8 protein-coding genes and 1 pseudogene are annotated in these 14,608 nt (G+C 74.8%); 8 read left to right on the top strand and 1 reads right to left on the bottom strand.

The window, feature by feature from the left end:
- Positions 1-49: 49 nt before the first annotated feature.
- Positions 50-1,218: pseudogene (locus OG715_RS25710) on the bottom strand (dihydrofolate reductase family protein).
- Positions 1,219-1,389: 171 nt separating this feature from the next.
- On the opposite strand from OG715_RS25710, the gene OG715_RS25715 reads away from it, so the two are divergent.
- From OG715_RS25715 to typA, 8 genes are all read left to right on the top strand, one after another.
- Positions 1,390-2,205, top strand: coding sequence for a methyltransferase domain-containing protein (locus OG715_RS25715; protein WP_266271297.1), 816 nt, complete (start codon positions 1,390-1,392; stop codon positions 2,203-2,205).
- Positions 2,206-2,405: 200 nt separating this feature from the next.
- Entirely contained in the window at positions 2,406-3,857 is a 1,452-nt protein-coding gene (locus OG715_RS25720; protein ID WP_266271298.1) for a DUF4190 domain-containing protein, read from the top strand.
- A gap of 194 nt (positions 3,858-4,051) precedes the next feature.
- On the top strand, positions 4,052-4,234 hold the full coding sequence (locus OG715_RS25725) for an SPOR domain-containing protein (protein WP_266271299.1): 183 nt from the start codon (positions 4,052-4,054) through the stop codon (positions 4,232-4,234).
- 38 nt (positions 4,235-4,272) lie between these two features.
- On the top strand, positions 4,273-4,692 hold the full coding sequence (locus OG715_RS25730) for a (deoxy)nucleoside triphosphate pyrophosphohydrolase (RefSeq protein WP_266271300.1): 420 nt from the start codon (positions 4,273-4,275) through the stop codon (positions 4,690-4,692).
- A gap of 219 nt (positions 4,693-4,911) precedes the next feature.
- Positions 4,912-7,659 (top strand): SpoIIE family protein phosphatase, encoded by a 2,748-nt coding sequence (locus OG715_RS25735; protein WP_266271301.1) that lies wholly within the window; start codon positions 4,912-4,914, stop codon positions 7,657-7,659.
- 210 nt (positions 7,660-7,869) lie between these two features.
- Positions 7,870-10,473, top strand: coding sequence for a SpoIIE family protein phosphatase (locus tag OG715_RS25740; RefSeq protein WP_407661019.1), 2,604 nt, complete (start codon positions 7,870-7,872; stop codon positions 10,471-10,473).
- Positions 10,474-10,579: 106 nt separating this feature from the next.
- Positions 10,580-12,325, top strand: coding sequence for an ABC transporter family substrate-binding protein (locus tag OG715_RS25745; RefSeq protein ID WP_266271302.1), 1,746 nt, complete (start codon positions 10,580-10,582; stop codon positions 12,323-12,325).
- Positions 12,326-12,565: 240 nt separating this feature from the next.
- Positions 12,566-14,434, top strand: coding sequence for a translational GTPase TypA (gene typA, locus OG715_RS25750; protein ID WP_266271304.1), 1,869 nt, complete (start codon positions 12,566-12,568; stop codon positions 14,432-14,434).
- Positions 14,435-14,608: the final 174 nt, after the last annotated feature.

Below are 14,608 nucleotides of genomic sequence, written 5' to 3' on the forward strand. Positions count from 1 at the left end.
ATTGTTCAATAAGGATACAAAAGATCGCCCCGGATGCCGCTGCCGGGTCTCAGCCCGGCAGGTGCGCGTTGACCGCGCGGGCCTCCTCCGCCAGCTCCGGCAGCTCGACCACCTCGATGCCGGCCGCCTCCAGCAGCCCGGCGCCCCGGGTCTCGGCGACGAAGGTGGACGGCTCGCGCCAGGCCACCACCACCCGGGGGACGCCGGCCGCGATCAGCAGTTCGGCGCACGGCACCGGGCGGGAGGCCCGCTGCCCGCAGGGCTCCAGCGAGCTGTAGACGGTCGCGCCGCGCAGTCGGGGGTCGCCGGCCGGGAGCTTGGCGAGGGCCGCCTCCTCGGCGTGGTTGTGGCCGTCCACCTCGCGGCTGTGGCCCTCGGCCAGCACCGTGCCGTCGGCGGCGACCACCACCGCGCCGACCGAGAACGCCGTCCGCGAGGGCGGGCAGTGGCGGGAGAGCTCCACCGCCCGGCGCAGGAAGGCGAGGTCGGCCTCGGACGCGGCGCCGGGCTCGGTCACGGGGTGCGGCTCGGTCACGGTGCGGGCTCCTTCGGGGCGTACCTGAGCAGGACGACATCGCCCACCGTACGGGCCTCCAGCAGCCGCATCCGCCTGGTCGGGCCGCCGGGGAAGTCCGCCGGGCCGACGAACCGGGGCGCGCCCGGCTGCCCGACCAGGAGCGGGGCGACCGCCAACTGGAGCTCGTCCGCCAGCCCCTGGGCCAGGAACTGGGTGTGCACCCCGCTGCCGCCCTCGACCATCAGCCGCCGCACCCCGCGCGCGCCGAGGTCGTCCAGGACCGCGCCCAGGTCCACGGCCGGGCCGAGCGCGACCACCTCGGCGAGCCCGGCCAGCTCGGGGCGCAGCACGGCGGCGCCGGTGTCCGTGGTGTAGGCGAGCCGTTCGCCGCCGGTGTGCCAGAACCGCAGCGAACGGTCCAGTCGGCCGCTCGCGCTGAGGGTCACCTTCAGCGGGTACGCGGGCCGTCCGTCCGCCGCCCGGGCGGCCCGCCGGCCGGGGTCGTTGACCAGCAGTCGCGGGTTGTCCGCGCGCAGGGTGTTGCCGCCGACCAGGACGGCGTCGGCGGCGGCCCGTTCGGCGTCCACCCGGTCGAAGTCGGCCGGGCCGGAGAGAAGCAGCCGCTCGGGCGAGGCGTCGTCGAGGAAGCCGTCCAGGGACATGGCGGCGCTCAGCAGGACGAAGGGGCGGGGGCCGGGCATGGGGCGAGCCCTTCACGGTGCGGTCGGTCGGGTGTGCCGTCCACGGTACGGCCCGGGACGTCCTGCAGCCGGTCGGGTGACCACCATATGAGACGAATCTTCTCGGGATCCGGGACGAGGAGTAGCGTCGGAGGCGTCGAGGAAACGGCCGATCCCGAGGGGGAGATCACCATGACCGCACCGAAGAACGCCGTCTACACCCATGGCCACCAGGAGCCGGTGCTGCGTTCGCACCGCTCCCGGACGGTCGAGAACTCCGCCGCCTATCTGCGGGACCACCTGCGGCCCGGGCAGGCCGTGCTGGACATCGGCTGCGGCCCGGGCACCATCACCGCCGACCTGGCCGAACTGGTCGGCCCGACCGGCCGGGTGGTGGCCGCGGACGCCTCGGCCGAGGTGCTGGAGGAGGCCGCCCGGTACGTCGCCGGGCGCGGGCTGTCCAACGTCGTGTTCGAGGTCGCCGACGTGCACCGGCTGGCGTACGCGGACGGGGAGTTCGACGTGGTGCACGCCCACCAGGTGCTGCAGCACGTGGCCGACCCGGTGGGGGCGCTGCGGGAGCTGCGCCGGGTCACCGCCGAGGGGGGCGCGGTCGCCGTCCGGGACGTCGACTACGCCAGCATGACCTGGTACCCGGAGGTGCCCGAGCTGGACCGCTGGCTGGAGCTGTACGAGCGGATCGCCCGGCACAACGGCGGCGAGCCGGACGCCGGACGGCGGCTGCTGTCCTGGGCCCGGGAGGCCGGATTCACCGAGGTCGCCGCCACGTCGAGCACCTGGACGTACGCGACGCCCGAGCAGCGCGCGTGGTGGGGCGGGCTGTGGGCCGAGCGGATCACGGACTCCGGCATCGCCCGGGCCGCGGTGGCCCAGGGCTTCGCGGACGAGGCCGAACTGGCCCGGATCGCGGCCGGGTGGCGGGAGTGGGCGGCGGCGGGGGACGGGTGGTTCGCGATGCTGCACGGGGAGGTGCTGGCCCGGCGCTGACACCGGGGCCGGACCCGGTACGGGCGGTGCGGTGCGGGGGTCGTTCGTGGGGCGGGAAAACGCGGGTGGGTGTTCCACCTGATCCGGTAGAGTCGCGCGCCTGTTCCCGTACCCGACGGGCCACCGGGCTTCGTCCGCGGGCACCCCGGGTCGTCCTGCCGAGTTGCCGCCCGCCGCCCGCGGGCCGGGGGAGATCGCACGTGTCCAAGCCCGAGTCCGACGCTGCCGTCGTTCCGGCGCCCACGCCCGAGTCCGACGCCGCTGCCGTCCCGGCGCCCACGCCCGGGCCGGCCACCGGGCCCACGCCCGAGTCGGGGCCGGCCACCGGGCCCACGTCCGAGCAGGCCCCTGTCGGCGCGCCCGAGCCGGCCGCCGCACCGTGGACGGCCCCCGCCCCGGCGGCTCCGCCGTTCCCGTCCGTCGCGGCCACCTCGGCCGAGGCTCCCGCCGCCGGCCCGGTGCCGCCCGCCGCCGATCCCTGGGCGGCCCCCGCCGACGTGCCGCCGCCGCGCGTCCCGGACCCGGCCGACCCGGCCGCGCCGCAGCCGACCGGCTGGGCCGCCGTCACCCCCGCCTCCCAGAGCGGCTTCCAGCCCGGCTTCCCCTACCCGGCCGCCCCCACCCGCACCAACGGCTTCGCGATCGCCGCGCTGGTCACCTCCCTGTTCTGCCTGTGGCCGCTGGCGCTCGTCTTCGCGGTGGTCGCGCTGGTCCAGATACCCCGGCGCAATGAGAAGGGCCGCGGCCTGGCGGTCTCCGGCCTGGTCGTCGGCGTCCTGTCGCTGATCGTCTCCCTGATCGCGTTCATCGGGCTGGCCGCGCTCGGCTTCGACGAGGAGCGGTACGCCGACTCCCGGCACGGGCCGAAGGGCTCGGTGGCCGTCAACGACCTGCGGGTCGGCGACTGCTTCGACCAGCCGCCGCTCAGCGGGGACCCCGGGTCCACCAGCGTCTACTGGGTCCGGGTGGTGCCCTGCACCGCGCCGCACCACGCCGAGGTCGCCGGCACCGTCGTCCTCCCCGGCCAGGACGGCCAGTACCCCAGCCGGAAGGAGTTCGGTGACGGTGCCGAGAAGCTCTGCGGCCCGGTGCGGGACGAGTACGCGCTCGACTCCTGGCTCGTCCCCGAGGGGATGGAGGGGTACTACTACTACCCGAGCGTCCGCGGCTGGACGACCGGCGACCACCGGGTGACCTGCACCTTCCAGGACGAGCAGCGGCCGCACACCGGCAGCGTCCGCACCGACCGGACCAAGATCACCCAGGCCCAGCGCGCCTACCTGGACGCGGTGCTCGCCTACAACAAGGCGCTGCTCGCCGAACCGGACCTGGACGTCGACGTGGCGCCCGCCAAGTACCGCGAGTGGGCGAAGTCGATGGCCGCGGCCTGCCGCAAGGAGGTCGCCGAGCTGTCGGCCAACGGGACCGACTGGCCGGAGGCCGCCAGGCCCAAGCTGATCGAGCTGGGCGCGCTCAAGCTGGACGCCGCCAACGCCTGGGACACCGCGGCCAAGACCATGGACCCCGACGCCCTGGAGCGCGAGGTCGGCAAGGCGGACGCGCTGTCCGTCAAGAGCGGCAGGCTGGCCGTGGACATCCGGCGCGCGCTGGGGCTGTCGACCGGCGAGCAGGCCTCGGACATCCGGGCCTGAGCCCGGCTCCGGCTCCGGCGCCGGCTCCGGAGGAGGCTGGTCCGACCACCGCCTAACCGGCTGTTAACAGCCCCCGTACCGGCCGGTAGCGAACGGGGCGTAGTGTCCCGTGCAGCCCCGCCCCGACCCGACCCCCACGCGGGCCGGGGCCGGGGCCCCTCCACATCGGCACGCACGGGTCCTAGCCTGGGCGCATGGACACCTTTCGGGTGATGCGGCAGGACGACAACGGTCAGCGCTTCCGGGTCGTCGGGGGGATCGAACGGGAGGCGGCGGAACGGCTCGCGGCCGAGTTCGAGGCGCGCGGCCACAAGCAGCTGTACTGGGTCGAGGCGGAGCCCGCCGGGGACTCCCGGGCACGCGGGCCGCACGCCTGAACCGCACGCCCGAACCGCACGCCGTAGGGTCGGGGTCCATGGACAAGGCCATGGACCCCGCGGGGGAGAACCGGATCGTCGTCGGCGGCGCGCTGATCCACCGGGGGCGGGTGCTCGCCGCGCGGCGCAGCACGCCCGCCGAGGTGGCGGGGCGCTGGGAGTTCCCGGGCGGCAAGGCCGAACCCGGTGAGACCGAGACCGAGGCGCTGGAGCGCGAGCTGATGGAGGAGCTGGGCGTCCGGGCCCGGGCGCTCACCCGGCTGCCCGGTGCGTGGCTGGTGCGGCCCGGTCTTGAGCTGCGGCTCTGGGCGGCCGAACTGCTCTCCGGCGACCCGCTCCCGCTCCAGGAGCACGACGAGCTGCGCTGGCTCGGAGCCGGTGAGCTGGCCGAGGTCGACTGGCTGGACCACGACCGCGAGGTCCTGCCCGAGGTCGCCCGCCTCCTCACCGCCACCTGAGGGTCGCCTCCTGGGCCCGCCTCCGCCTTCCGGCCCTGCCGCGCGGCGTGCCCCGAGGCGCGACGCGTGGCGTGCTGCCCCGGCAATCCGAAAGGCCGACGCGCCGGGCGGGATAGCCTTGGTCCTGCTGGGTATGTCACTTTTCGGCACCATTCGTCACCATCGGTGAGCCGCCCCAGCCGGCGACGCCGATCCCGAGCAGAGCCGGAGGCCGCGTCGGTGTCGAGGACCGGGAACGGCGGCGGGGGAGCACGCCGGGCGGGCACCGGGGGGAGCGCCGCCGCCCGCGCCCGGCTGCGCCGCGGCGCGGACCGCGCGACGGCGGCCACCAGGGGCGGCACCGGGGGCGTGCACCCGCCCGCGGTCCGGCCCGCGCAGTCCCCGGCGGCGGCCGACCCGGCCGACCGGGCCGGCGCCCGGGGCCGCCCGGGAAGACCGTTCCCCGGTGGGCCGCGCGCCGTCCCGGAGACGGCCGGCCCCGGCTCCGCCCCCGGCCCCGGCGGGACGGCCGGCGGCAGCCTCTTCGACGTGGTCAAGGTGGCCATCGCGATCCTCGACACGGCCGGCCGCGTGACGCTCTGGAGCCCGGCCGCCGAGGAACTGCTCGGCTGGCCCAACGAACTGCTGGTCGGCCGCCGGATCGACGAGCTGATCCCCGACGAGGACCAGGTGCTCCGGATCCGGGCCGCGATCCAGGACACCCTGCGGCACGGCCGCTGGTCCGGCCCGGCCGAGCTGCGCGACCGGGAGGGCGTCCCGGTGCTGGTGGACGCCCGGATCTCGCTCCTCGTCGACGGCGACGGCAACCCGTTCCTGCAGGTCAACCTGGCCGAGGCGGCGGCCGTCCGGGCGGTGGAGCGCGACCTCGCGGTGCGGGACGCGCTCTTCGAGCAGTCCCCGCTGGGCATCGCGATCCTCGATACGGAGCTGCGCTACACGGCCGTCAACCGGACCCTCGCCGAGATGAACGGCGCCGCCCCGGAGGACCACGTCGGCCGCACCACCGGCGAGACCCTGCCCGAGCGCGCCGCCGACGAGATCACCGCGATCCAGCGCCAGGTACTGGCCACCGGCGAGCCGGTCATCGACGTCACGCTCGCCTCGCCGGTCACCGCCCGCTCCGGGTACCGCTCGATCTCCTACAGCCGGATGACCGACCGCTCCGGGCGGGTCCTCGGCATCTCCGGCACCGTGATGGACGTGACCGAGCGTTATCGCGCGGTGGCCAAGGTCGAGCACGCCCGGCGCCGGCTGTCGCTGCTGAACGAGTTCGGCTCCCGGGTCGGTGACCTGCTGGACGCCTCCCGGATCGCGCAGGAGCTGGCCAGTGCGGTGGTTCCCAGGCTGACCGACCACGCGGCCGTGATCCTGCTCCAGGCCGTCGCGCACGGTGACGATCTGCCCCGGCACGGCCACGACCGCCGCACCTCGCTGCTCCAGCTCGGCACGGCCTCCGTGCAGGACGGCCCCGAGGTCGAGGTGATGCTGCGGCGCGGCGCCCGGATCACCTTCGCCGAGGACTCCGCCTGCGGCCGGGTGCTGCGCACCGGCGTCCCCGAGCTGCTCTCGGGCGCCGACCAGCTGAGCGACATCACCTACGCCGGCGACCCGAAGATGCAGGCGGCGTACGACCTGGGCGTGCACTCGATGCTGGTGGTGCCGCTGCGGGCGCGGGGCATCGTGATCGGACTGCTGCTGGTCAGCCGGGCCGGCTACCGCGAGGGCTTCGACCGGGACGACCTGGCGTTCACCGTCGAGCTGGCGGACCGGGCGGGCTCCTCGCTGGACAACGCCCGGCTCTACGCCCGGGAGCGCACCGCCGCCCTCACCCTCCAGCGCACCCTGCTGCCGCAGCAGGTGCCGCAGCCCACCGGCGTCGAGGTCGCGTACCGGTACGTGCCCGGCAGCAGCGGCACCGAGGTCGGCGGCGACTGGTTCGACGTCATCCCGCTGCCCGGCGACCGCACCGCGCTGGTGGTCGGCGACGTGATGGGGCACGGTCTGCGGGCCGCCGCGACGATGGGGCGGCTGCGCACCGCCGTCCGGGTGCTGGCCGCCCTGGACCTGCCGCCGGACGTGCTGCTGCGGCACGTCCACGAGCTGGCCGACGACCTCGCCCAGGGGCCGGACGAGGCCCTGCTGGCCACCTGCGTGTACGCGGTGTTCGACCCGGCCACCGCGACCCTGACCGTCGCCAAGGCCGGCCACATCCCGCCGGTGCTGGTGGTGCCGGGGGAGGAGTCGGACGGGCCGACCCGGACCGGCGGTCCGCTGCCCGGCGGCGCCGGCCGGATCCTGGAACTGCCCTCGGGCGCCCCGCTCGGGGTCGGCGGGGTCCCGTTCGAGTCGGTCGAGCTGAAGATCCCCGAGGGCAGCCTGCTGGCGCTGTGCACCGACGGCCTGGTGGAGTCCCGGGACAAGGACCTGGACGTGGGCCTCGGCCGGCTGGTCACCGTGCTCCAGGAGCCGTACGCGTCGATCCAGGCGGCCTGCGAGGCGGTGCTCGGCACCATGGAGCAGGGCCGGGAGCCGGACGACGTGGCGCTGCTGCTGGCCCGGCTCGGCCACGGGCAGGCCGGCACCCCGACGGCGGGCTGGACCCTGCCCGCCGAGCCGACCGCCGTCTCCCGGGCCCGCCGACTGGTCCGCGCGACGCTGGCCGAGTGGGGCGTCGAGCAGCTCACCGACACCGCCGAGCTGTTGGTCAGCGAGCTGGTCACGAACGCCGTCCGGTACGCGAGCGCGCCGATCGGGGTGCGGCTGACGCTCGGCGAGACGCTCCTGGTGGAGATCTCCGACCCGTTGCCGGACCCGCCCCGGGAGCGGCACGCGGCCGAGGCGGACGAGGGCGGGCGCGGGCTGGAGCTCGTCGCCCGGCTGGCCCTGCACTGGGGCGCCAGGGCCGAGGGGATGGGCAAGGTGGTCTGGTTCGAGCAGGCGCTGCCCGGCACTCCGGGCGCGGAGTAGAACGCCCTGCATATGCCACCGGAGGGCCTCGGGGGAGCGCGCGCCCCGGTAGGGGGCGCGAGCGTGGCATTGTGGTTGCGCGGGCGGTAGGACAAAAACCTTCGCCCGATCTGATGTTGTGATGTTGAGGGCGTGTGAACGTACCCCTCGATGATGAATACTCGGTCTTCTCGACATCCGGACGGTCGCGGGTTTGGAGGGGTCGGTCCGTTGAACAGCACCCCGGCGCGCAATGCGCCGAGCAGCAGCGGTCATGCCGCTGTACCCGGGCAGGCCGGTGCCCAACACGTGCCGGCCCCCGCCCACCGGTCGCCCGCCCCCGTCCGGGCCGCGCGCCCGGCCGCCGAGGGGCAGCGCTGGGGCGCTGGGGATCCGGGCTCGATCTACGACTACATCCGGGTCGCCACCTTCGCCATCGGCCCGGACGGCCGGATCAGCCAGTGGAGCGAGCGGGCCGCCGAGTTCTTCGGCGTCACCGCCGTCGAGGCGGTCGGCGCCGATCCGGTGACCACCTTCGTGCCGCGCGAGCTCTGGCAGCGCGGCCGGACCAGGCTGGAGCGCACCCTCGCCGGCGAGGAATGGGTCGGCACCGCCCCGTACCGGCACGCCGACGGCGGCGAGGGCCTCGCCGAGCTCTACCTGATGCCGGACAGCGCGCTGCCCACCGCCGGCGCCACCTGTCTCGCGGTCGACCTCGGCCGGCTCCGCCGGATCGAGACGGATCTGGCCGCGTCGGAGGCGGTTTTCGGCCAGACTCCGACCGGCTTCGTCCTCTTCGACGACCGGCTCCGCCTCCAGCGGGTCAACGACGCCTTCGCCTCCGGAATGGGCCTGGCGCCCACCGACCTGGAGGGCCTCACCCCGCACGACATCTTCCCCGGCGCCGAGGCCGACCGCCTCACCGCCGCCCTGCGCAAGGTCCTCGCCAGCGGCGAGCCCGTCTTCGACCTGCGCTTCCACGCCGCCGTGCCGACCCGCGAGGGCAACCGGCTCTGGGCCGTCTCGCTCTACCGCCTCAACGGCGCCGCCGGCCAGCCGATGGGTGTCGCCGGACAGGTCTCCGACGTCACCAGCCGGCACGTCGCCGAGCGCGAGGCCGACGGCGTCCGCCGCAACCTCGCGCTGCTCAACGAGGCCAGCGCCCACATCGGCTCCACCCTCGACCTGGAGACCACCGCCAAGGAACTGCTGGACGTCGTCGTCCCGCCGTTCTGCGACCTCGCCACCGTCGACCTGTACACCGCCCTGCTCTCCGGCGAGACCGTGCCCAGCGCCGGCCGGCTCGGCGACACCGTGCTCACCGACGGCAGCGGCGAACTGCGCCGGGTCGCCGTCTCCAGCGTGGTCGGCGGCGCCTCCTCGGTGCTCGGCTCGGTCACCGGCCTGCCCATCGCCGAGGCCGGCGGCACCCTCTGCTACCCCCGCCGCTCCCCGCACGCCCGCGCCCTGCGCACCGGCCGCAGCGTCGTCCCCGAGCCCGGACCGGACCCGCTGCTGCGCTCCACCCTGATCGTCCCGCTGGTCGCCCGCGACCAGGTGCTCGGCCTGGTCCAGCTCTCCCGGGCGATCGGCAGCGAACCCTTCGACGCCCGTGACGTCGCCATCGCCGAGGAGCTCGTCGCCCGCGCCGCCGTCTGCATCGACAACGCCCGGCTCTACCGCCGCGAGCACGAGCGCGCGCTGATCCTCCAGCGCAGCCTGCTGCCCCCGGGCAACCCGGCCGCCAGCGGCCTGGAGATCGCCTGCCGCTACCTGCCCAGCAACAACAACACCGAGGTCGGCGGCGACTGGTTCGACGTCATCCCGCTGCCCGGCAACCGCACCGCCCTGGTCATCGGCGACGTCATGGGCCGGGGCCTGCGCGCCGCCGTCGCCATGGGCCAGCTGCGCACCGCCGTCCGCACCCTCGCCATGCTCGACCTCGACCCGGCCGAGGTGCTCACCGCCCTGGACGAGATCGCCCGCGGCCTCGGCGACGACACCGCCCCGGCCGCCCGGTCGACCCCGTACGGACGGCTCACCTCCACCGCCGACGAGGAGGCCCGCGAGGTCTACCTGGCGACCTGCGTCTACGCCGTCTTCGACGCCGTCACCCGGCGCTGCGTCTTCGCCAACGCCGGCCACCTCCCGCCGGTGCTGCTCAGCCCCGGCGAGAGCGCCCGGATGCTGGACGTGCCGCCCGGCCTGCCGCTCGGCGTCGGCGGCGAGCCCTTCGAGGAGGTCGAGCTGACCCTGCCGGACGGCGCCGTGCTCGGCCTCTACACCGACGGCCTGGTGGAGAGCCGCAAGCACCAGCTGGACGAGGGCCTGAAGGCCTTCCGCACCGCGCTCTCCGCCGAGGGCAAGGGCCTGGAGGACCTCTGCGACCACGTCCTCGGCGAGCTCAACCCGCACCACGGCGAGGACGACATCGCCCTGCTGATGGCCAGGGTGCACGCCTTCCCCGCGGACGCCGTCGGCCAGTGGTTCCTGCCGCCCGAGCCCACCTCGGTCGCCAAGGCCCGCGAGGCCGCGTGCAGCTGGCTGCTCGCCCGGGGCCTGGACGACCTGGTCGACACCACCGAGCTGCTGGTCAGCGAACTGGTCACCAACGCGCTGCGGCACGGCCGGGGCGAGATCCGGCTGCGGCTGCTGCGCGACCGGACCATGGTCTGCGAGGTCTGGGACGACGGCTACGCCCAGCCCCGGCAGCGGCGCGCCCACGAGACCGACGAGGGCGGGCGCGGCCTGCAGCTGGTCAGCCTGCTCGCGGAGCGCTGGGGCAGCCGGCGCACCCCCAAGGGCAAGATCGTCTGGTTCGAGCTGGGGCTCTAGCGGGGCCGCCCGGGCCCGGGCGGCCGTACCGCCGATCGGGTGCCGAACCCGGTCGGCCGCCGTGTCGCCGCCGCCGGGAGCCGGGCGGCGGCGTTCCATGGCCGCCATGCGCGCCCGCCTCCCCGTCGCAGCCGCCGCGCTGCTGCTCGCCCTCGGTGCCACCTCCGGCTGCCTCGGCGGTCCCGGCCCGGCCGCCCGCACCGCCCGGACCCCCGACCCCGCGCCGCCCGCGCCCGCCGTCGTCACCGGCGACGTCCGCCCGCCCGACCGGGCCGCCGTCCGCGACGGCGGCGCCCTGCGCTGGGCCGTCGACGCCGTACCGGCCACCCTGAACGTCTACCAGCCCGCCGCCACCGCCGACTCCGCGCTGCTGGCGCACGCCCTCTACCCGGCGCTGTTCCGGCCGGACGCGCACGGCGAGTGGACCCCCGACGAGGACTACCTGACCGCCGCCGAGGCCACCCCGCCCGGACAGCTGCCCCAGGTGGTCACCTACCACCTCGCCCCGCGCGCCGTCTGGAGCGACGGCACCCCGCTCTCCGCCGCCGACTTCGTCGCCCAGCGGGCCGCGCTCTCCGGACTGGACCCCGCCTACAGCGCCGTCCGGCCCGCCGGGTACGCGGACATCGACTCGATCGTCCAGGGCGCCGACCCGCGCGAGGTGAAGGTGACCTTCCGGCAGCCCTACGGCGAGTGGCGCGCCCTGTTCGACCCGCTCTACCCCGCCGCCGAGACCGCCACCGCCGCCGCCTTCGGCCGCCCGCTGGCCGGCGGCGCCGCCCACCCGACGGCCGGCCCCTTCCGGGTGTCCGGCTACGACCCGGCCGCCGGCCGGGCCACCCTGGTCCGCGACCCGAACTGGTGGGGCGAGCCGGCCAAGGCCGACCGGATCGACTTCCTGGCCACCCCCGCCGAACGGCGCGGCCCCGAGCTGGCCGAGGGCACGCTGGATGTCGCCCCGCTCACCACCGCCGTCGACCGCGCCGGCGCGGACGCCGCCGAGGCGGTCCGCCGGGCCGGCGCCCTGCCCGGCACCACCCTGCACCGGGCCGCCGGGACCGGCCTCGCCCAGCTGACCCTCAACGCCGCCCGCGGACCGCTCACCGACCCGGCGCTGCGCCGCGCCCTGGCCCGCGCCGTCGACCGGCGGCACGCCGCCGACGCCGCGCTCACCCCGCTCGGCCTGCCCGCCGCACCCCTCGGTCACCACCTGCTGACCGGCGACCAGGCCGGCTACCGGGACAACGCCGACGCGCTGGGCACCGCCGACCCCGGGCGGATGCTGGACGCGGCGGGCTGGCGGCGGCCCGCCGACGGCGGCACCCGGGCCAGGGACGGCCACCCGCTGGCCCTCACCCTGCTGGTCCCGGCCGGCTCGGCGACCCTCCGGCGGGCGGCCGACGCGGTGGCGGCGGACCTGGGCACGGCCGGGGCGGCCGTCCGGGTGGCCGAGGCCCCGCCGGACGCCTTCGTCCGCGACCACCTGGCCACCGGGGACTTCGACCTCGCGCTGTTCTCCTGGCCGGCCGGCCCCGGCCCGGCCGGCGAGCAGCGGCCCGTCTACGCCAAGCCCCGCCCCGGCCCGGACGGCACCCCGGTGCCCGGCAGCAACTACGCCCGGGCCGGTACCGAGGAGATCGACCGGCTCTTCGACCGCGCCGCCGCCGAGCCCGACCCGGCCGCCCGCCGGGCCCTGCTCCAGGAGACGGATGTGCGGATCTGGCAGCTCGGCCACTCGGTACCGCTGTTCCAGCGCCCCGAACTGGTGGCCGTCCGCGACGGCCTCACCGGCGCCGGGGTCTGGGGCTTCACCCGTCCGCAGCTGCGGGACATCGGCTGGTCGGCGGGTTGACCGGGGCCCGGAACCCGGTGGCCGGAGAGCCACCGACTTGTGATCTTGCTCCCCCGGACGGCTCCCGTTTCGGTCGAGCTGGGCGGTTCCCCGTACGATAGGAGGAAGCCGTGGCATGTCCTGCCCGGCGGGTGGACCGGTAGTAGCAGGCGGAACGGGCGGCGGCGATCAACAGGGATCGCCGGTCGGCGTCACGCAGCCGGGCGCCGTAACCCACGATTCCGGGAGAATCCGCTCAGCATGCCCACGCGCAATGACATCCGCAACGTTGCCATCGTCGCTCACGTCGACCACGGCAAGACCACCCTGGTCGACGCCATGCTGAAGCAGGCCGGCGCCTTCGCCGCCCACCAGCACCTCGACGACCGGATGATGGACTCCAACGACCTGGAGCGCGAGAAGGGCATCACCATTCTCGCGAAGAACACCGCCGTCAAGTACCACCCCAAGGAGGGTGGCGCGCCGATCACGATCAACATCATCGACACCCCCGGCCACGCCGACTTCGGTGGTGAGGTCGAGCGCGGCCTGTCGATGGTCGACGCGGTCGTGCTGCTCGTCGACGCCTCCGAGGGCCCGCTGCCGCAGACCCGCTTCGTGCTCCGCAAGGCGCTGACGGCCAAGCTGCCGGTCATCCTCTGTATCAACAAGACCGACCGCCCGGACTCCCGGATCGACGAGGTCATCAACGAGACCTACGACCTCTTCCTGGACCTCGACGCCACCGAGGACCAGATCGAGTTCCCGATCGTCTACGCCTGCGCGCGTGACGGCGTCGCCTCGATGACCAAGCCGGAGAACGGCACCGTGCCGCCCGACAGCGACTCGCTGGAGCCGTTCTTCTCGACCATCCTGCAGCACGTGCCGGCCCCGATCTACGACGAGGACGCCCCGCTCCAGGCGCACGTCACCAACCTGGACGCCGACAACTTCCTCGGCCGCATCGCGCTCTGCCGCGTCGAGCAGGGCGAGCTGCGCAAGGGCCAGCAGGTCGCGTGGATGAAGCGGGACGGCTCGGTCCAGCAGGTCAAGATCACCGAGCTGCTGATGACCGAGGCGCTCACCCGCAAGCCGGCCGAGGTGGCCGGCCCCGGCGACATCTGCGCCGTCGCGGGCATCCCGGAGATCATGATCGGCGAGACCCTGGCCGACCTGGAGAACCCGGTCGCGCTGCCGCTCATCACGGTGGACGAGCCGGCCATCTCGATGGTCATCGGCACCAACACCTCGCCGCTGGTCGGCAAGGGCGGCAAGGGCCACAAGGTCACCGCCCGCATGGTGAAGGACCGCCTGGACCGCGAGCTGATCGGTAACGTCTCGCTCCGCGTGCTGCCGACCGAGCGTCCGGACGCCTGGGAGGTCCAGGGCCGCGGCGAGCTGGCGCTGGCCATCCTGGTCGAGACCATGCGCCGGGAGCTCTTCGAGCTGACCGTCGGCAAGCCGCAGGTCGTCACCAAGGTCATCAACGGCAAGACCCACGAGCCGGTCGAGCGGATGACCATCGACAGCCCCGAGGAGTACCTCGGCGCCATCACCCAGCTGATGGCGACCCGCAAGGGCCGTATGGAGACCATGACGAACCACGGCTCCGGCTGGGTCCGGATGGAGTTCATCGTCCCGTCGCGCGGCCTGATCGGCTTCCGGACCCAGTTCCTGACCGACACCCGCGGCACCGGCATCGCGCACAGCATCTTCGAGGGCCACGAGCCGTGGTTCGGCGAGCTGCGGATGCGCAACAACGGTTCGCTGGTGGCGGACCGCGCGGGCGTCGTGACGCCGTTCGCGATGATGGGCATCCAGGAGCGCGGCACGCTCTTCGTCGAGCCCACCACCGAGGTGTACGAGGGCATGATCGTCGGCGAGAACTCGCGTCAGGACGACATGGACATCAACATCACGAAGGAGAAGAAGCTCACCAACATGCGTGCCGCTTCCTCCGACACCACCGAGAACCTGGTGCCGCCGCGCAAGCTCTCGCTGGAGCAGTCGCTGGAGTTCTGCCGCGAGGACGAGTGCATCGAGGTGACCCCGGAGACCGTGCGTATCCGTAAGGTCGTCCTGGACCAGAAGGAGCGCGGGCGTACCGCTTCGCGCGCCAAGAAGGCCTGATTCCGGCCTTCTGAGCTTCTCCGGCCGTGCTTCGGCCGGAAACCGTCGCCCCCCTTTCCGATGGAGAGGGGGGCGAACTTTTTCAACAACTCGACGGTGCCGGCACAGGTATAAACCGAATAGCGCTTACCACGTCAAGGTGTCCGCTGAGCGAACGTGACAGTCCGTCATTCA

It is taken from the genome of Kitasatospora purpeofusca, from assembly GCF_036010405.1.
Lineage (GTDB): Bacteria > Actinomycetota > Actinomycetes > Streptomycetales > Streptomycetaceae > Kitasatospora > Kitasatospora purpeofusca.

Bases quoted from the DNA above. Each gene is read 5' to 3' on its own strand.
- OG715_RS25745 (WP_266271302.1), top strand. From the start codon at position 10,580: ATGCGCGCCCGCCTCCCCGTCGCAGCCGCCGCGCTGCTGCTCGCCCTC.
- typA (WP_266271304.1), top strand. From the start codon at position 12,566: ATGCCCACGCGCAATGACATCCGCAACGTTGCCATCGTCGCTCACGTC.
- OG715_RS25715 (WP_266271297.1), top strand. From the start codon at position 1,390: ATGACCGCACCGAAGAACGCCGTCTACACCCATGGCCACCAGGAGCCG.
- OG715_RS25730 (WP_266271300.1), top strand. From the start codon at position 4,273: ATGGACAAGGCCATGGACCCCGCGGGGGAGAACCGGATCGTCGTCGGC.
- OG715_RS25725 (WP_266271299.1), top strand. From the start codon at position 4,052: ATGGACACCTTTCGGGTGATGCGGCAGGACGACAACGGTCAGCGCTTC.